The organism is Vibrio sp. FE10 (genome assembly GCF_030297155.1).
In the GTDB taxonomy this organism is placed as follows: Bacteria; Pseudomonadota; Gammaproteobacteria; order Enterobacterales; family Vibrionaceae; genus Vibrio; species Vibrio apostichopi.
The window spans coordinates 2,398,684-2,417,288 of sequence record NZ_AP028067.1; the positions used below are offsets into that span (position 1 = coordinate 2,398,684).

18 protein-coding genes and 1 other annotated feature are annotated in these 18,605 nt (G+C 45.0%); of the genes, 10 read left to right on the forward strand and 8 right to left on the reverse strand.

Translation table 11 applies throughout. From position 1 onward, the window contains the following. A complete protein-coding gene (locus tag QUF19_RS10655) occupies positions 1–330 on the forward strand; it encodes an HI1450 family dsDNA-mimic protein (RefSeq protein WP_012604336.1) in 330 nt (109 codons plus the stop codon). Positions 331–419: 89 nt separating this feature from the next. After that, entirely contained in the window at positions 420–911 is a 492-nt protein-coding gene (locus QUF19_RS10660; protein WP_004729783.1) for an RNA methyltransferase, read from the forward strand. A 223-nt stretch (positions 912–1,134) separates the two neighbouring features. On the opposite strand, the gene rluB is transcribed toward QUF19_RS10660, so the two are convergent. The 3 genes from rluB to rnm form a co-directional block, all read right to left on the reverse strand. Next, entirely contained in the window at positions 1,135–2,163 is a 1,029-nt protein-coding gene (rluB, locus tag QUF19_RS10665) for a 23S rRNA pseudouridine(2605) synthase RluB (RefSeq protein ID WP_086049662.1), read from the reverse strand. Between the two features lie 159 nt (positions 2,164–2,322). Then, positions 2,323–2,943: an L-threonylcarbamoyladenylate synthase gene (locus tag QUF19_RS10670; protein ID WP_009848751.1), complete on the reverse strand. Its 621-nt coding sequence runs from the start codon at positions 2,941–2,943 to the stop codon at positions 2,323–2,325. Between the two features lie 62 nt (positions 2,944–3,005). Beyond that, positions 3,006–3,860 (reverse strand): RNase RNM, encoded by an 855-nt coding sequence (rnm, locus tag QUF19_RS10675; RefSeq protein ID WP_286293102.1) that lies wholly within the window; start codon positions 3,858–3,860, stop codon positions 3,006–3,008. A 120-nt stretch (positions 3,861–3,980) separates the two neighbouring features. On the opposite strand from rnm, the gene trpL2 reads away from it, so the two are divergent. The 7 genes from trpL2 to trpA all read left to right on the forward strand — a co-directional run bounded on the left by trpL2 (position 3,981) and on the right by trpA (position 11,145). Then, entirely contained in the window at positions 3,981–4,106 is a 126-nt protein-coding gene (gene trpL2 / locus QUF19_RS10680; protein ID WP_009848753.1) for a tryptophan operon leader peptide, read from the forward strand. Further along, positions 4,053–4,167: a sequence feature (Trp leader region), on the forward strand. (Overlaps the previous gene by 54 nt.) Positions 4,168–4,292: 125 nt before the next feature. Further along, entirely contained in the window at positions 4,293–5,900 is a 1,608-nt protein-coding gene (locus tag QUF19_RS10685; protein ID WP_286293108.1) for an anthranilate synthase component 1, read from the forward strand. A 2-nt stretch (positions 5,901–5,902) separates the two neighbouring features. Further along, the gene (locus QUF19_RS10690; RefSeq protein ID WP_286293110.1) at positions 5,903–6,511 is read left to right on the forward strand and encodes an aminodeoxychorismate/anthranilate synthase component II; all 609 of its coding nucleotides are present in this window, start codon (positions 5,903–5,905) and stop codon (positions 6,509–6,511) included. Between the two features lie 9 nt (positions 6,512–6,520). Beyond that, positions 6,521–7,516 (forward strand): anthranilate phosphoribosyltransferase, encoded by a 996-nt coding sequence (gene trpD, locus QUF19_RS10695; protein WP_017094474.1) that lies wholly within the window; start codon positions 6,521–6,523, stop codon positions 7,514–7,516. Between the two features lie 20 nt (positions 7,517–7,536). Continuing rightward, entirely contained in the window at positions 7,537–8,988 is a 1,452-nt protein-coding gene (gene trpCF / locus QUF19_RS10700; RefSeq protein WP_286293115.1) for a bifunctional indole-3-glycerol-phosphate synthase TrpC/phosphoribosylanthranilate isomerase TrpF, read from the forward strand. 160 nt (positions 8,989–9,148) lie between these two features. Continuing rightward, positions 9,149–10,339, forward strand: a complete 1,191-nt coding sequence (trpB, locus tag QUF19_RS10705; protein ID WP_261884590.1) for a tryptophan synthase subunit beta — start codon at positions 9,149–9,151, stop codon at positions 10,337–10,339. After that, entirely contained in the window at positions 10,339–11,145 is an 807-nt protein-coding gene (gene trpA, locus QUF19_RS10710) for a tryptophan synthase subunit alpha (RefSeq protein WP_102434819.1), read from the forward strand. Before trpB ends, trpA begins: the two co-directional genes overlap by 1 nt. Positions 11,146–11,415: 270 nt before the next feature. Here the strand turns inward: trpA and QUF19_RS10715 are convergent, their stop codons facing one another. Beyond that, entirely contained in the window at positions 11,416–12,213 is a 798-nt protein-coding gene (locus QUF19_RS10715) for a slipin family protein (RefSeq protein WP_286293127.1), read from the reverse strand. An 82-nt stretch (positions 12,214–12,295) separates the two neighbouring features. Beyond that, on the reverse strand, positions 12,296–13,702 hold the full coding sequence (locus QUF19_RS10720; protein ID WP_286293129.1) for an NfeD family protein: 1,407 nt from the start codon (positions 13,700–13,702) through the stop codon (positions 12,296–12,298). Positions 13,703–14,171: 469 nt separating this feature from the next. Between QUF19_RS10720 and QUF19_RS10725 the strand changes: the two genes are divergently transcribed. Beyond that, positions 14,172–15,431: a dicarboxylate/amino acid:cation symporter gene (locus QUF19_RS10725; protein WP_286293131.1), complete on the forward strand. Its 1,260-nt coding sequence runs from the start codon at positions 14,172–14,174 to the stop codon at positions 15,429–15,431. Positions 15,432–15,568: 137 nt separating this feature from the next. Here QUF19_RS10725 and QUF19_RS10730 read toward each other — a convergent pair whose 3' ends face one another. From QUF19_RS10730 to QUF19_RS10740, 3 genes are all read right to left on the reverse strand, one after another. Next, the gene (locus tag QUF19_RS10730) at positions 15,569–16,876 is read right to left on the reverse strand and encodes a TRAP transporter large permease (RefSeq protein WP_017078210.1); all 1,308 of its coding nucleotides are present in this window, start codon (positions 16,874–16,876) and stop codon (positions 15,569–15,571) included. A gap of 21 nt (positions 16,877–16,897) precedes the next feature. Continuing rightward, positions 16,898–17,377, reverse strand: coding sequence for a TRAP transporter small permease (locus tag QUF19_RS10735; RefSeq protein ID WP_102434814.1), 480 nt, complete (start codon positions 17,375–17,377; stop codon positions 16,898–16,900). A gap of 66 nt (positions 17,378–17,443) precedes the next feature. After that, a complete protein-coding gene (locus QUF19_RS10740; RefSeq protein WP_286293141.1) occupies positions 17,444–18,403 on the reverse strand; it encodes a TRAP transporter substrate-binding protein in 960 nt (319 codons plus the stop codon). Positions 18,404–18,605 lie beyond the last annotated feature (202 nt).

The following is an 18,605-nucleotide window of genomic DNA, read 5'->3' on the forward strand; positions in this document are numbered from 1 at the left end:
ATGACCGAAGCTAACGACCTAATGTCTTACGACGACGCAATTGACACTGCATACGACATCTTTCTAGAGATGGCTGCTGATAACCTTGAACCAGCAGACGTGATCCTATTCACGGCTCAGTTTGAAGATCGTGGCGCTGCAGAACTTGTTGAAACTGGTGACGATTGGGTTGAACATGTTGGCTTTGAAGTCGACAAAGAGATCTACGCTGAAGTACGCATTGGTCTTGTAAATGAAGCTGATGATGTCTTAGATGACGTTTTCGCTCGTCTGCTGATCAGCCGTGATCCTGAACACAAGTTCTGTCACATGTTGTGGAAACGCGACTAGGCTCTTCTTAAACCAGCTCAGAGTACTGAGCTGGTTTTCTTACGACTTCATAGCCTCATCACTTTACCAAACTGCAACTCTACAAAATTATGACCAAAGCAAAGACAGATACCCTATCCAAAGGCTATGCCTGTGTTGGATTAGTAAATCCCAAAACCCCTGAAAATGTTGGCTCAGTAATGAGAGCGGCTGGTTGCTACGGAGCAAACTCTGTATTTTATACTGGCACCCGTTATGACCACGCTCGACAGTTTCATACCGACACCAAAGAAAAGCACCTTGAGTTGCCATTAATTGGTGTGGAAGACCTGAAAGACATTATTCCTGTTGGCTGCGTACCCATCGCGGTTGATTTGATAGAAGGCGCTAAGCCTCTGCCTGATTATAAGCACCCACCCCGTGCTTTTTATATCTTCGGCCCTGAAGATGGGACTCTGAAAAAAGAGATCACGGACTTCTGTCGTGAAACCATCTACGTTCCGACTAATGGCTGCATGAACCTCGCTGCCGCGGTCAATGTTATTTTGTATGACCGCATGGCGAAGGGTGACAACTTCTCGAATCATTTGAAAGTGACCTAATACCAATCGTAGTAAATAGCTAGTCAGCTTAGCTGGTTAATCGTTTCGAGCTAGTTAATCACTTCTAGCTAGTTATTCACTTCTACCTGGTTAAGCACTTCCACATGATTTGAACTGCGCCATATTCAAGACATAAAAAAACCTGCTAAGTTAGCAGGTTTTTTTGTATTCGAAACGTTGAATTAAGCTTTAAGCTTAAGAACTGTAGCAACTACTGGTGTAATTACTTACGTGATCTTGGCTTAGCCGGTTTAGCCGGGCGTCCGTTGTTCAGTTTAGGCTTTTTAGTAGCCTGAGGTTTGCCATTTGCCGCTGGAGCGCTACGACCTGAATCAGGTGTTGTAGTACCGCGGGTTGCAGGCTTCTTACGCTTAGTCTGGTTGCTGCGGCCTTTAGGAGCATTTGCACGCTCTTCGTGACGCTTAACAGCACGACGAATTTTCTGGCTACGAGAACGCTCACGCTTACGAGAAGTGTTTGCAGGATCAAGATCCAACAGTGTCTCTTTTTCTGGCTGAAGTTCTACAAGCTCACGCAAGTAGTTTACTTCTTGAAGATCTAGCTCTTTCCAACCGCCACGAGGCAGTTTCTTATCAAGGTAGATATCACCGTAACGTACACGTTTCAGACGGCTTACTGTTGTTTCTTGTGATTCCCAAAGACGACGAACCTCACGGTTACGACCTTCGTTAATTGCTACGTAGAAAGTATGGTTCATACCTTCACCGCCAGCGTAAACCACATCTTCGAAACGAGCCATACCATCTTCAAGTTGAACGCCACGAGTCACGTTCTTAACTTTTTGCTCAGTTACTTCACCAAATACACGTACTAGGTACTCACGCTCAACCTGACGGCTTGGGTGCATTAGGCGGTTTGCTAGTTCACCATCGGTTGTGAACAACAGTAGGCCTGATGTGTTTGCATCAAGACGACCAACTGAAATCCAACGAGAACCACGGATCTTAGGTAGACGATCGAAAACAGTACGGCGACCTTCAGGATCGTGACGAGTACAAAGCTCACCTTCAGGTTTGTAGTAAGCAAGTACACGACAAACCACTTCTTCAGAGGCTTTGCCTGTAATTGTGTGGCCATCGATACGGATCACTGAGTTCTCGTCTTCAAGACGCTCACCCAATTTCGCAACTTGACCGTTAACACTTACACGACCAGATTTGATTAAACCTTCTAGTTCACGACGAGAACCGTGACCAGCTCGCGCTAAAACCTTCTGTAATTTTTCGCTCATTTACTCTTTTCTACCTAATTGTCGTCTTCACAGACGTCGAATGAATTTTTCGCGACCAAATCGCGGTCGCGTATTATCGCAAATAACCTGCCAAAAAGCACTTGTTATTTACTCTGGCAGGTTTGCTGTTTCGTTACAGACTGTTAATCAGTAACGCTATTATTCAAACGGCGCTGGATCACCGGCACCACGACGTAAAACAACCGCGTCATCGTCACTGAAGTCAATAACCGTAGTAGGTTGCTCACCCAGGTAGCCACCATTCAAAATGACATCAACCGCATGCTCTAAGCTGTCGCGAATTTCTTCTGGATCCGATTCAGTTGTCTCGTTACCCGGCAGGATTAGCGAGGTCGACATCAAAGGCTCACCCATCGCTTCTAGAAGGTCTAGGGCAATTTTGTTGTCTGGTACTCGAATACCGATCGTTTTACGCTTAGCGTTCATCAAACGCTTTGGCACTTCTTTTGTTGCTTTGAAAATAAACGTGTAAGCACCTGGCGTGTGCGCCTTAAGCAGACGGAAAGCCACGTTATCTACTCGTGCATACAGTGACAACTCAGAAAGGTCACGGCATAACAAAGTGAAATTGTGCTTGTCATCGATTCGACGAATTTTACAGATGCGTTCGAGTGCTTGTTTATTCTCAAGCTGACAACCCAGTGCATAACCTGAATCTGTTGGATAAACCACAACGCCGCCATTGCGAATAATCGCAACCGCTTGAGTAATTAAGCGCGCTTGTGGGTTATCTGGGTGTACATAAAAAAACTGGCTCATTGTTGATCCTCGTTATCGAATCTCTCGACTCTATCATCAGAAGGAGCTGGCTCACCTAAAGACTATTCAGATGGTGAAACCGTTTGAAACTCCCAATCTTTCCATACTTCTTCGACCCCAGAAGGTAGCCAGAGATTACGTCCAAGTTCCATCCATGGGGATGGGTAATGGAAGTCGCTGCCTTGGGAGGCTAATAGTTTGTATTGTATAGCATAATCCGCAAGTGTGCGTCTTTCTTGTTGCGCTTGCTGAGGTTGAGCCACTTCCATGGCGTCACCATTTGCTTCAACAAATGCAGCGAGCAGACGTTTAACCCACTTGGCTGTAAGGCCATATCGCGCAGGGTGTGCTAATACCGCTTGACCACCAGCCGCATGAATAGCCGTTACAGCATCACTCATTGAGCACCATGTTGGCGGCACATAACCTGGGTTGTTGCGCGTAAGAAACTTTTTAAACACCTGCTGCATGGTTTTCGCATAGCCGTTGTCGACTAACCACTTCGCAAAATGCGCTCGAGTAATTGGTGCATCACCAGCAATCAACTTAACTTCTTCCAAAACGCCTTCACGGGTCGCTTTCTCGAGTCGTTGAGCAATCATCTCAGCACGCCCAATACGATGAAGCTTCTGTTGTTCAATTAACGCTTTCAATTCTGGTGATTCAGGATCGACGTTTAACCCAACAATATGGATATCTTTGTTTTGCCAAACGGTTGAGATCTCGATGCCGTTAATCAACTGAATAGGAAGATTGTTATCAGCAATATAGCTACGTGCTTCAGCAAGCCCATCAGTCGTATCATGATCTGTAATCGCTAACGCTTCGATGTTAAAGCCTAACGCTCGGTCAATCAGTTCAGGTGGAGTAAGTCGGCCATCTGAGGCTGTTGTATGACTATGTAGATCAATTCTCATATATTCTTTTTCATTGTTTTCAATTTTTATCGTTATATTTGTGTCAACGCACTTGACCTGCAAGCGCAAAACTAGTTAACTAGTACATAAATACGAAGTATCACATTTGATAGGTTCACTATGTTACAAGAATTTAACCAAAACCATAAAGATAAAGTTTTAGAACTTTCTTCAGTAGAAGCAAGTTCAGAGCTTAATTGGTGGCGCACTTGGACAAGTTCTTGGTGGGCCAACGTGTACTTCTAATTAAACAGTTTGTTTATAAAAAAGTTATCACTAAGCCCGCTTTCATAGCGGGCTTTTTAATTTGTCGAACATCTCACATTCAACTGACTAACAAATCAACGAATTGACCATATTCTAGATTGGGTGAACGGTATCTTTATGCGACTATGTACGGCAGGAAATTTAAAGAATCATAAAGGAGGTCTTGTGAACAAGGCCATTGAAATCAAAAAGCTGGGAACCATTGAGGTCATCAATTCTTCCGTTCCTTACTCGCAAGATCCAACCAGTGTTTTTCATACTCTGTGTGAAAACAAAACAGACAGTCTGCTGTTGGAATCTGCTGAGATTGAATCTAAACAGAACCTGACAAGCCTACTCCTTATCGACTCTGCTGTTCGCATCGTATGTCGCGGACATGAAGTAACCTTTCAAGCGTTGACTCAAAATGGTCAGGCGCTTATCGAACACCTAGCTCAAAACGTTAAAACAGAGATCAAATCTGACCTTACGGATAACGTATTGACGCTGACTTTTGTCGAACCAAGCAACGAATTAGACGAAGATTCACGTTTAAGGGAAGCGTCTTCATTCGATGCACTGCGTTTGGTTCAACACAGCTTTGAGCAAGACGCGGATAACAAACACGCGTTATTCATGGCTGGCCTATTCGCTTACGACATCGTGGCGAACTTTGAACCGCTAGGCGATGCTGAAGCGACCAACAACTGTCCTGACTTTGTTTTCTACGTTGCCGAGACTCTATTGCGTTTCGACCACCAAGAGAACGAAGGCCTGCTTCACGCAAGCTTATTCACTCAAGATGAGAGCATTAAAGCGCAATTAACTGAGCGCCTAGCCGACATTCAAACACAGTGTCAGTCATTGAAAGCCATCACAGAAGTCACGCCACTCGACAACGTTGACGCTGTACCAAGCGTTTCAGATGAAGACTTCTGCCAAACGGTTCGTGACCTAAAAGAGTACGTAGTAAAAGGCGATGTATTCCAAGTGGTACCTTCTCGCCGCTTCACGCTGCCTTGCCCTGCTCCACTGGCGGCTTATAAAGAGCTCAAGCAAAGTAATCCAAGCCCTTACATGTTCTATATGCAAGACGAGCTATTTACTCTGTTTGGTGCTTCTCCAGAAAGTGCGTTGAAGTACGAAACTGAAACCAACCAAATCGAGATCTACCCAATTGCGGGTACTCGTCGTCGCGGTAAGCGTCCTGACGGTCAAATCGATTTCGACCTAGATAGCCGTATCGAGCTTGAACTGCGTACCGACAAAAAAGAAAACGCTGAACACATGATGCTGGTCGACCTAGCACGTAACGATGTGGCGCGTATTGCAGAAGCAGGCACTCGCCACGTAGCAGATTTGCTAAAAGTGGATCGCTACAGCCATGTGATGCACTTAGTTTCTCGTGTTGTTGGTCAGCTACGTGAAGACTTAGATGCCCTACACGCTTACCAAGCTTGCATGAACATGGGTACGTTAACAGGCGCACCAAAAATCCGCGCAATGCAGCTTATTCGCGATGTAGAAAAAACTCGTCGTGGTAGCTATGGCGGTGCGGTGGGTTACCTAACAGGTGAAGGGACGTTAGATACGTGTATCGTGATTCGCTCAGCTTACGTTGAAGATGGCGTTGCACAAGTACAAGCGGGCGCTGGTGTAGTATTCGATTCAGACCCACAAGCAGAAGCGGATGAAACTCGTGGCAAAGCTCAAGCGGTTATCTCTGCGATTCAAGCTGCACATACCAAGAGCTTGTCGTCAAACACACTCGCATCAAACAAGAAGGAGTCGTAATCATGGCTGATATTGTATTCATCGATAACTTCGACTCGTTCACATACAACCTTGTAGACCAGTTTCGTTCATTAGGTCACAGCGTAAAAATTTACCGTAACAACATTCCTGCAAAGGTAGTTGAAGCGGCTATCAACGAATTAGATAACCCGGTTGCACTGCTTTCACCAGGCCCTGGCGCTCCAGCAGATGCGGGTTGTATGCCAGAGCTGATTCAATTGCTAAAAGGCAAAGTACCAATGATTGGAATTTGCTTAGGCCACCAAGCGATTGTTGAAGCCTACGGCGGCACCGTTGCAGGCGCTGGCGAAATCATTCATGGTAAGGTGTCGATGATGGAACACCAGAACCATGCGACTTACCAAGGCTTACCTTCGCCACTGGCTATTGCTCGCTACCACTCTTTAGTGGCAACGCATGTATCTGATAGCCTAACGGTGACCGCTGAAGTCGATGATTTGGTGATGTCTGTGGTTCAAGAACAAGACAAGGTGTGTGGATTCCAATTCCACCCTGAATCAATTATGACGACCTACGGTGCAACGCTTCTTGCGAACGCTATCGAATGGGCTCTTGAGAAGAACGCCACTCTTGATAAAAAGACTAACTAGGACGAAATCATGGAACAGATTAATAAACTTTACGAACAGCAGTCTCTTACTCAAGAAGAAAGCCAACAGTTATTTGATGTGATCATCAAGGGTGAGCTCGATCCAATCTTGATGGCTTCTGCACTGACTGCACTGAAAATCAAAGGTGAAACGCCAGACGAAATCGCGGGTGCGGCGAAAGCACTGCTTGCCAATGCAAACCCATTCCCACGCCCTGATTACGATTTCGCTGACATCGTGGGTACAGGTGGCGACGGTCATGACACCATCAACATTTCTACAACTTCTGCATTTGTAGCAGCAGCGTGTGGCTTAAAAATCGCCAAGCACGGTAACCGCAGTGTATCGAGCAAATCAGGCTCTTCTGACCTACTGGACTCGTTCGGCATTAACCTAGCGATGACAGCGGAAGACACTCGTACTGCAGTCGACGAGCTTGGCGTAGCATTCCTATTTGCTCCGCAATATCACGTCGGTGTACGTCACGCGATGCCTGTTCGTCAAACAATGAAAACACGCACTATCTTCAACATCCTTGGCCCACTGATTAACCCTGCTCGCCCTAACATCGAGTTAATGGGTGTTTACAGCAAAGAGCTAGTACGCCCTATCGCGGAAACCATGCTGCAAATGGGCATGAAGCGTGCTGCTGTTGTGCACGGTAGTGGCCTTGACGAAGTGGCTATTCACGGCGAGACCATCGTTGCTGAAATCAAAGATGGCAAAATTCACGAATACACAGTGGCACCGGCTGACTTTGGTTTGAACACTCACCCTCTTGAAGCAATCAAGGGCGGCGAGCCAGAAGAGAACAAAGCTATCACAACGGATATCCTCACGGGTAAAGGCACAGATGCTCAAGTTGGCGCTGTGGCCGTCAACGTTGCTCTGCTGATGCGTCTATTTGGTCACGAAGATCTAAAAGCTAACGCACAGCAAGCGATTGACGCGATGAACTCTGGCAAAGCGTACGAGCTTGTACAAAAGCTTGCTGCACACGCCTAACGAACGACGAGACAAAAAACATGACACAGACTACCGATAAACTGTCGACCCACGTTTCAGTCAAAGAAGCTGAAATGGCGGAAGTACTAGCAAAAATCGTTCGTGATAAATACCAATGGGTTGCAGCGCGTAAGCAAACTCAACCATTGGATGAGTTTAAATCGGAGTTAACCGCAACAGACCGCAGCTTTTATGATGCACTGAGCGGCGATCAAACGGTTTTCATCACTGAATGCAAGAAAGCATCTCCGTCAAAAGGGCTAATCCGTGACGAGTTTGACCTGGACTACATTGCGTCGGTGTACAACAACCACGCAAATGCAATTTCAGTTCTGACCGACGAGAAGTACTTCCAAGGTGACTTTGAGTTTTTACCTAAGGTTCGCAGCATTGCCAAGCAACCTATTCTTTGTAAAGACTTCATGGTTGATACTTACCAAGTTTACCTAGCTCGTCACTACTCAGCTGATGCAATCTTGCTGATGCTATCGGTATTGGATGACGAAGAGTACAAAGCACTTGCTGAGGTCGCTCACTCGCTAAACATGGGTGTACTTACCGAAGTCAGCAACGAAGAAGAGCTTCACCGCGCAGTCGCTTTAAAAGCAAAAGTGATCGGTATTAATAACCGTAACCTACGTGACCTTTCGACTGATTTGAACCGTACTAAAGAGTTGGCTCCGCTGATTCGCGAACTGGCTCCAGAAGCGATTGTCATTTCTGAGTCGGGTATCTACAACCACCAGCAAGTACGTGACCTTTCAACATTTGCAGACGGCTTCCTAATCGGTAGCTCTCTGATGGCTGAAAAGAACCTAGAGCTTGCGGTGCGTAAAGTCACGCTTGGTGAAAACAAGGTGTGTGGTTTAACTCACACTGACGATGCAGCTAAGGCTTATCAAGCTGGTGCAGTATTCGGTGGTCTGATTTTCGTTGAGGCATCTAAGCGTCATGTGGATATCGAAGCAGCTCGTTTAACCATGAGCGGCGCACCTTTGAACTACGTGGGTGTGTTCCAAAACCATAGCGTTACTGACGTTGCAAAAACGGTTGCTGAGCTAGGTTTATTTGCGGTGCAACTGCACGGTGATGAGTCTCAAGCATTTGTAGATGAGTTGAAACAATCACTACCTGAAAACGTTGAGATCTGGAAAGCTTACGGTGTGGCTTCTGACGCTGAAAACGGTGCTAAAAGCGCGCTACCAGAATTACTAAAAAGCAACGTGACTCGTCACCTGCTAGATACTAAAGTGGGTTCTCAAACTGGCGGTACAGGCCAAGCGTTCGATTGGAGCCTAATCAACAACCAAAGCGCAATCATGTTGGCGGGTGGTCTAAATCCAGAAAATGCTAACCAAGCAGCGAGACTAGGCTGCTTAGGGCTAGACCTAAACTCTGGCGTTGAATCCTCTCCAGGTAAAAAAGACGCAGACAAGCTGCAACGCGCTTTTGCTGCGATTCGTAATTACTAGTCTGGCTTCTAGAACTTAAGACCTAGAACTTAAAACCTAGAACCCAGAAGCTAGAAAGCAGAATCAAAAAACATATTTGTGAGCTTTGCTTTTGCGAAGCTCAAACAAGATTAAATGACTTGGTGTGAATACACATCGATAGAATTGAAGGAATAACACAATGGCTAAACTCGATGCCTACTTTGGTGAATACGGTGGTCAATACGTACCGCAGATCCTAGTGCCAGCACTAGACCAACTAGAACAAGCATTTATCGATGCACAAGCCGATCCTGAGTTCCGCAGCGAATTCATGACGCTTCTGCAAGAGTACGCAGGTCGCCCAACGGCACTAACGCTGGCTCGTAACCTTACTAAAGGTACAAAAACCAAACTGTACCTAAAGCGTGAAGATCTACTTCACGGCGGCGCACACAAAACAAACCAAGTACTTGGCCAAGCGCTGCTTGCTAAACGTATGGGTAAGCAAGAAATCATCGCTGAAACTGGTGCAGGCCAACACGGCGTTGCGACTGCTCTAGCGTGTGCTCTATTGGGCCTTAAGTGTCGCGTTTACATGGGTGCCAAAGACGTTGAGCGTCAAAGCCCGAACGTATTCCGTATGAAGCTGATGGGCGCAGAAGTTATCCCTGTTCATTCTGGTTCTTCTACGCTAAAAGACGCATGTAATGAAGCTCTACGTGACTGGTCTGCAACTTACGAAGAAGCACACTACCTATTAGGTACTGCGGCTGGCCCTCACCCATTCCCAACAATCGTTCGTGATTTCCAACGCATGATTGGTGAAGAAACAAAGAACCAAATCCTGGCTCGTGAAGGTCGCCTTCCAGATGCGGTTATCGCTTGTGTCGGCGGTGGTTCAAACGCTATCGGTATGTTCGCTGACTTCATTGAAGAAGAGTCTGTTCGCCTGATCGGTGTAGAGCCTGCTGGTAAAGGTATTGATACCGACCAACACGGCGCGCCACTTAAGCACGGTAAAACGGGTATCTTCTTTGGTATGAAAGCACCACTGATGCAAGATGAGAACGGCCAAGTAGAAGAGTCTTACTCTGTTTCTGCGGGTCTAGATTTCCCATCAGTGGGTCCTCAACACGCGCACCTAAATGCCATTGGCCGTGCTGAATACGACAACGTGACCGATGACGAAGCGCTAGAAGCGTTCCAATTGATTGCACGTAAAGAAGGTATTATCGCAGCGCTAGAGTCATCTCATGCTGTGGCTCATGCAGTTAAAATGGCTCACGATGACCCAGAGAAAGAACAACTATTAGTGGTTAACCTGTCTGGCCGTGGTGATAAAGACATTTTCTCGGTACACGACATTCTTAAAGAGAAAGGAGCATTATAATGGATCGCTATCAATCACTCTTCACTCGCTTAGCTGAAAAGAATCAGGGCGCATTTGTACCATTCGTAACGGTTGGCGATCCTAACCCTGAGCAGTCTCTTAAGATCATGGAAACACTTGTTGAAGCGGGTGCTGATGCACTTGAGCTTGGTATTCCATTCTCAGATCCACTTGCTGATGGTCCAACAATCCAAGGCGCAAACATTCGTGCTTTAGATTCCAAAGTCACGCCAGATGTATGTTTTGATCTTATTGGGCAAATTCGCGCTAAATACCCAGAGCTGCCAATCGGCCTACTGATGTACGCGAACTTGGTTTACGCACGTGGTATCGAGAACTTCTACGAGCGTTGCGCAAAAGCAGGTATCGATTCAGTATTGATTGCTGATGTACCAACCAACGAAAGCGGTGAGTTTGTTGCGGCAGCGAAGAAGTTTGGTATTCACCCAATCTTTATTGCTCCACCAACAGCAAGCGATGAAACACTTCAGTCAGTATCTGAGTTAGGTGGTGGTTACACTTACCTACTTTCTCGCTCAGGCGTGACAGGTGCTGAAACAAAAGCAAACATGCCAGTAACGGCACTGCTTGACCGCTTGAACAAGTTCGATGCGCCACCAGCACTGCTTGGTTTCGGTATCTCGGCTCCAGAGCAAGTGAAAGAAGCGATTGTAGCTGGCGCTGCAGGTGCTATCTCTGGTTCAGCCGTTGTGAAAATCATTGAAAACAACGTTGAACAACCAGAAGCAATGCTTAAAGCACTTGCGGAGTTTGTTACGCCAATGAAAGCGGCTACGCAGAAATAATCGACGGTCAATAAATAGACGCTCGTAGCCATTGGTCATTGATCATTGATCATTGATCATTGATCATTGATCATTGATCATTGATCATTGATCATTGATCATTGATCATTGATCATTGATCATTGATCATTGATCATTGATCATTGATCATTGATCATTGATCATTGATCATTGATCATTGATCATTGATCATTAAATAGAACCAATGGTTCAAATAGTAAAAGGCTCCACAACTGTGGAGCCTTTTTTATTGCTTTTCATTTGAGCCAATCACTCATCGGCTTTCATCGCTTTCTTGATTGCAGCCTCATTGAGTGTCGCTTTGATCGGCTCGGTTATCTTCTCCACTAGATCGATCGGCATTGGGAATATGATGGTGGAGGTTCTTTCGTTAGCCACCTCGGTTAACGTTTGCATATATCGCAATTGAATGGCGTTAGGCGCTTGATTCAACACCTCTGCGGCTTCGCGTAACTTAGAAGATGCTTCAAGCTCACCCGTCGCATGTATTACCTTAGCTCGACGAGAACGTTCTGCTTCCGCTTGTTTTGCAAGAGCTCGTACCATACTGTCATCCAGATCAACATGCTTGATCTCGACATTGGCAATCTTGATCCCCCAATTATCGGTATGTTGATCCAAGATCGCTTGTAAGTCTCTATTAAGCTCTTCACGCTCAGACAACAGCTCATCCAACTCATGCTGACCGAGCACCGAGCGCAGCGTTGTTTGTGACAGTTGACTGGTCGCTTCAAGGTAGTTCTCTACGTTATTGATCGCCATCTTCGGATCCAGCACTCGAAAATAGACCACGGCATTCACCTTGACCGACACGTTATCGCGTGTGATCAAATCTTGAGTCGGTACGTCCAACACGATAGTTCGTAGATCCACTCTTACGATTTGTTGAATGAAAGGAATGATGATAATCAACCCCGGCCCTTTCACACCGTAAAAGCGCCCGAGGAAGAACACCACTGCACGCTCGTACTCGCGCAGCACTTTGAACATGCTGGCTATCAACAAGATAACGAGCACAATGACAATACCTATAGTGTGTATAAACATAACCGCCCCCTAATGGTAACGATGGCTAAGCAATTAATAATCCAATAACGTTTGTACTAGCACTCCACGCTAACAGTCTGCGCTAGAGAGATTTCGATGATGTATCATCGGGCAGCGCTTCAACATCCAATGAAAGCCCCGTCAGCTTGGTGACTCTGATGATCTGCCCCGCTTGCAGTTCACTCGCGCATTTGGCTTGCCAGATCTCACCTTCGACCAATACTCGACCTGCTCCAGGGAAACCGCTTACCACTTTGCCTGTGTCACCGACAACCGCTTCCATTCCTGTGGTCACTGGTTTGTTTCTCACTCGGACTAGCATTGATATTGTTACGACGATAAAGGCGACAGAGAACAAACTGATTCCAATAATTAACGGTAATGCGATTTGGTAACCCGGTACCTCAGTGTCCATCAGCATGATTGAGCCCAATGTAAATGCGGCAACGCCACCCAAACCGAAAATACCAAAGCTCGGACTAAATGCTTCTGCCACCATTAAGGCAATTCCCAATAGAATTAAGGCAAGGCCCGCGTAGCTCACAGGCAGCATTTGTAAGGAATACATGGCGAGTAGCAAGCAAATACCCCCTAAGACACCCGGTAAACCAACGCCGGGGTTATAGAACTCAAGAAGCAAGCCATAGATACCGATGAGCATCAGAATGTAAGCAACATTTGGATTAGTAATCACCGAAAGCAGGCTGAAGCGCCAATCTTGCTCTCGCTCGACAAAAGCCACCTCACTGAGCTGAATTTCCTGACTGACACCATTGATTGTGATGATGCGTCCATTACTCAACTCAACCAATTGCTGTAGGTCGCTCGCGATGAAATCAATCACATTCAGTGTGAGCGCATTGTCCGAATCCAAGCTTGCCGCTTCTCTTACCGCCTTCTCTGCCCACTCTTCATTACGATTGTGTAGCTTAGCCAAACTTACGATATAAGCCGCTGCATCATTAATGACTTTCTTTTCCATCGCGGTAGTGGCTTTCACCTGATCTGAGTTTTGTGGCTCTTGAGTATTTTCATTGGCTGCAGAAGTGTCGTCGTCTTTGTTGGTGTCATCTTGAGGAGATAGAGGATTTGAAGGCGCTTTACCACCACCTAGAGAAACAGGGGTAGCTGCACCTAAGTTGGTACCGGGGGCCATTGAAGCAATGTGGCTGGCTAGCAAGATATACGTCCCCGCGCTCGCAGCACGTGAGCCTGCAGGCCCCACCCATGTTGCGACAGGAATAGGCGATGTCGTGATCGCTCTAATGATATCTCGCATCGACGTATCTAAACCGCCGGGCGTGTTCATTTTCAACATGATGAACTTAGCTTGCTCATCATGAGCCTGTTCTATCTCTCTGGTGAGGTAGTCACTCGTTGCCGGTCCAATACCACCATTAATCTCAATAACCCAAACATCATCAGCCTGAGCTAAGGCAGAACTAAATAGCAGAAGGAACGCAAATAAGCACTTTGATATAAAAGTCATGCACCTTCTCCTTACAACTGAGATGCTAGATTGACGTTTTATTCAAGCGTAGAGGTAACATCTTGGTAATAAATAGATACCTTAAGCATAGTTCAGGCTAAATTTCGCACAACCAACATCTCATCTTATCCCCTCCCAGATTTGTATAAAAAGCACTCGCCAATGAAGATTAAATGTTAATAAAGATGAGTTAACAGAACCCCACCAAAAGCATTCACAAAATCACACCGATCAAACCTTTTATAAATTAAACAAATAACGTATCAGCCAAAAACAAAAGCAAACGTTTGCCATGGTATAAAAAAACACCTAATAGCGATTCAGCTCCGGTTTTTAAGAGACTTTCATCTCCGCTCATATTGATAAATGTAAAGGATACGTGTAAAACTCTTCGCGAAATATTTATCCAATGGTACATCGTACATTGGTGAGTAATTCTGGGATTTTTATATTTAGTAGCACAGAGGTTATGGAAGTGTTAAAAGAAAAGAGTTTACTAAGCAACATCGGCATCCAAGTCGTTATTGCAATGATCATCGGTACCGTAGTCGGCGCGATGATGGGTGAGAGCGCAACAATGTTCGCTCCACTGGGTGCTATCTTCATCAACTTGATCAAGATGTTGGTTATTCCTCTAGTCGCGGTTGCCCTAATTTCAGGAGCTGCAGGTCTAGGTAATAGCTCATCGGCAGGTAAAGTCGGTGTAACAACACTGGGTTACTTTGCATTAACGTCTGCACTTGCTGTAGCACTAGCGCTTGTAATGGGTGAAGTATTCGAACCGGGTCGTGGTATCGATGTTTCTGGCGTTGAAGGTATGTTCTCTTCAGAATACGCTGCGAAAGGCGAGCTTCCAACGTTCTGGGCAACCATCACTGGCATGATCCCTACCAACGTTTTCCAATCATTGAATGAAGCAAACATTCTGCAAATTCTCGTTTTCTGCTTGTTCTTTGGTATTGCGATTTCTAAACAAGCAAAAGAGAAGCGTGACCCTATCATCAACGGTGTAAATGCTATCGTTGACGCTATGGTATGGATGATCAACAAAGTTATGATCATTGCACCACTTGGCGTATTCGGCCTAATGGCTGAAGCTGTAGGTACGTTTGGTTTTGGCGCGCTTATGGTTGTGTTCAAACTGTTCGTTGTTTACATCGCTGCGATTCTTATCTTCGGCTTTGTTGCTTACCCACTGATGATTCAAATCTTCACTAAGACTTCTGCGAAGAAGTTCCTAGTGGCAATGAAGAAGCCTCAAGCGGTTGCACTATCAACAGCCTCTTCTATGGCGACACTACCAGTAACAATGGAAACAGTAGAGAAAGAACTTGGTGTTCGTAATTCTACCGCTTCATTCGTTCTGCCTTTAGGCGCGACGATCAACATGTCTGGTAACGCAATTTACTACGGCCTAGTGGCTATCTTCTTCGCACAACTGTTCAACATCGACCTGTCTATGGGTGCTTACGTTGCTATCATCGTAACCTCTACGCTAGGTGCTGTTGGTCAAGCGGGTGTTCCAGGTCCTTCTTTCCTAGTGGTTGCCGTTCTTCTAGCCGCTGGTATCCCTATCGAAGGTCTACCTCTGTTGTTCGCTCTAGACCGTATCTTCGATATGATTCGTACTGCTCTAAACATCACTGGTGATGCAGCATGTGCGGTAATCGTTGATTCTCTAATCAAAGACGAAGAACAAGAAGCTGAGCTACAAAAGCAGCAAGCTTAGTCAAAAGACAACAGGCTTAATTAAAATTTAAGCAAATTACTTATAGATGTCTTTTAATAAATAAAAACCGCCTTCATGAGGCGGTTTTTTATTAGGCAATAATCAATATTGATTCGGTAAGTCTTACTCTTGTAAGACTAATTGATTAATCCAAATGCACGAGGCAGAGCCAAACTAATTTCAGGAATAAAAGTAATGGCCAACAATGTGACGATCAATACGGCACAAAACGGCATGATACTTCTAATAACATTTTCAATTTTGGAGCCACTGACACTACAACCTACAAATAGGGCCGTGCCAACGGGTGGCGTTGCAATGCCAATACATAAGTTGAAGATAATCATCATCGCAAAGTGAATTGGATGCATACCTAAATGCTCAGCAATCGGCATAAAGATAGGGGTAAAGATCAATACGGCGGGCGTAAGGTCCATAAACATACCCACGATCAGTAGAATCAGATTCATCAGAATAAAGATGATAATCGGATTATCTGAAATAGAGAGCATCCAATCGCTGATCATTGTTGGCAGACCAGTAAAAGCCATTGCCCATGACATGATGGTTGAAGCACCAATCAAGAACAGCATAATGCCAGTGACCTGAACGGTTTCTCTACAAATTATCGGGAAGTGCGCCCATTTGAGGGTTCGGTAGCAAAGTGACAATATAAAAGAGTAAAGAACCGCTATACATGCCCCTTCTGTTGCAGTGAATATACCGCCAATAATACCGCCAATAACAACAACAATAAGCCCTAAGCTTGGTGTTGCTTGCCAAACAATATTCAGCACATCTTTCGCTGTAAAGCCGTCATTCGCACTTGTTTTGTAGCCTTTCTTTTTAGCGATGAAATAGGCTACGACCATACAACTTAAACCCATTAAAATACCTGGGACATAACCGGCGATAAACAACGCCGCTACGGATGTTCCACCCGATACCACTGAAAATACGATCAATGAGTTACTCGGCGGTATTAGTAAGCCTGCAGGGCAAGATGCAACGTTTACTGCTGTTGCTAAGTTTTTATCATAGCCATCTTTTTCTAATTCAGGGCCTAAGGTTTTACCAACCGCCGCCGCAGCAGCAACGGCGGATCCTGAAACAGCGCCAAACATCATATTTGCAAAGATATTTACGTGAAAAAGTGAGCCAGGGATCCAACCAACCAAGAGCTTTGCAAGATTGATGAGTCGACTCGCGATGCCACCCACATTCATTATGTTACCAGCGAGGATAAAGAAAGGGATTGCTAATAAACTGAAACTATCGATACCGGTAATAATTTTTTGACCCGCAGTAATACTTGCGACTTCAAACGGTAAGATGAAATACATGATCGTTAAAGAAGACATAGCAATTGCAATCGCAATAGGCATGCTTATCGCGATCATGAATAAGAAGAGGCCTAGCAGCCAAACACCAATGGACAAATCCATAATATAGAGTCCTTTTATAACTTACTTTTTGTTGGGTTCACAAAAAAGATCAAACGTATTCATGACCAAATAGATGAGGATAATAACGGCTGAAATCGGCAATATTGAATAAACCGTCGACATCGGTAATTGCAGTGCTGGAGATAGTTGTTGTGTGGTTCTTCCCATTAGGGCGATGCCACCTTGAAGCATTGCTAAAAATACAAATGCGCCAGAAATGGTATTGATGAGTACGTGCAATGCGATATGTGCTTTACCCTTAAGATAACCATCCAATAACGTTATAGCTAAATGTCCTCTGATACCGAATAAATAACTTGCTCCTAATAAGCCAAGCCATACCATCGCATAACGAGCAAGTTCATCAGTCCAGTTACTTGGGTCATTCAAAACATAACGACTAAAAACCTGCCAAGTGACGGTAACGACAAGTAACATTAATGCGAAAGAAGAGACAAAAAGAATCAACCTATCAAGTAGGTTTCTGAAAGTTGCTAACATGGTGTGATACCTCAAAAATTTTGCCTTAGCAAAGCCAAGGCAAAATTATATTTTCACTAATACTGGTTAAAGAACTTCAATTTTTTCAATGAATGAAGCTAATTTAGGGTCTTTTTTCGCTTCATCAATCATAGGTTTAACAGCTGCACGGAAAGGGGCTTTATCAACTTCAACAAACGTTACGCCTGCTTTCATTCCTTTCTCTTTGTTCATGTCATCTGTTGCGTCCCAGATCTTGATCTGCTCTTCAAGAGACTCTGCTGCTGCTTCCTTTAAGATTTTTTGTTCATCTGCCGTTAGTGAGGCCCATTTATATTCTGAAATGATGATCACATCAGGTGTCATCATGTGCTGATCCATAGAATAAAATTTAGCAACTTCGCTGTGTTTCATTTCAACTAAGCTAGAAATATTGTTTTCAGCACCATCAATCACGCCTTGTTGCAGTGCCGTGTATACCTCATTGAAAGGTACAGGTGTTGCTTTACCACCTAATAGGTTGACCATTTCCATCATGGTTGGAGAACCAGGAACTCGAACTTTCATCCCCGCCAGATCGGCCGGCGAGTTAATTGCTTTTTTAGCGTAGAAGCTACGTGTACCTGAATCATAAAATGTAAGTCCAATGAAGCCTTTACCTTCGCTTGAAAGCAGCATCTCTTGTGCCGCTTCACTTCGCATGAACGTTCTCATATGTGGAACATCACGGAATAAGAAAGGCAGTGCATTAACCTTAAACGTTGGTTCAAAAGATTCAGCTAATCCACCATTGATTTTCGCCATATCAATCGCGCCAGTAACAACTTGCTCAGCTTGGTCACGCTCAGAGCCTAATTGACCGTTTGGAAAGATCTTAATCGTAAGGTCACCATTCGATTTTTCTTTAACTTTATCAGCCATGATCACCATGCCTTGGTGAGCAGCGCTTTCTAATGACATTGCATGCCCTAGGGTCAAAGTTTTTGCTTGAGCTCCAAATGCCATGAGAATTGATGCCGCAGCAATCGTCAGTAGGTGTTTTTTCATGTTCTTCTCCAGAATCCATTTTTGTAAGAGGTACTGTTGTATATGTCACGTTAGAACCGAACTTGAGATCTAAAAATCAATTGCATATCGCTCATGACTTTAACGCTTCATTACAATATTCTTACCTCATGCATTTTGTATTACAATACTATGTGTATATTTTGTGAGCTAAGGTTCATCTATACGCCGGAGAGCTGAATTG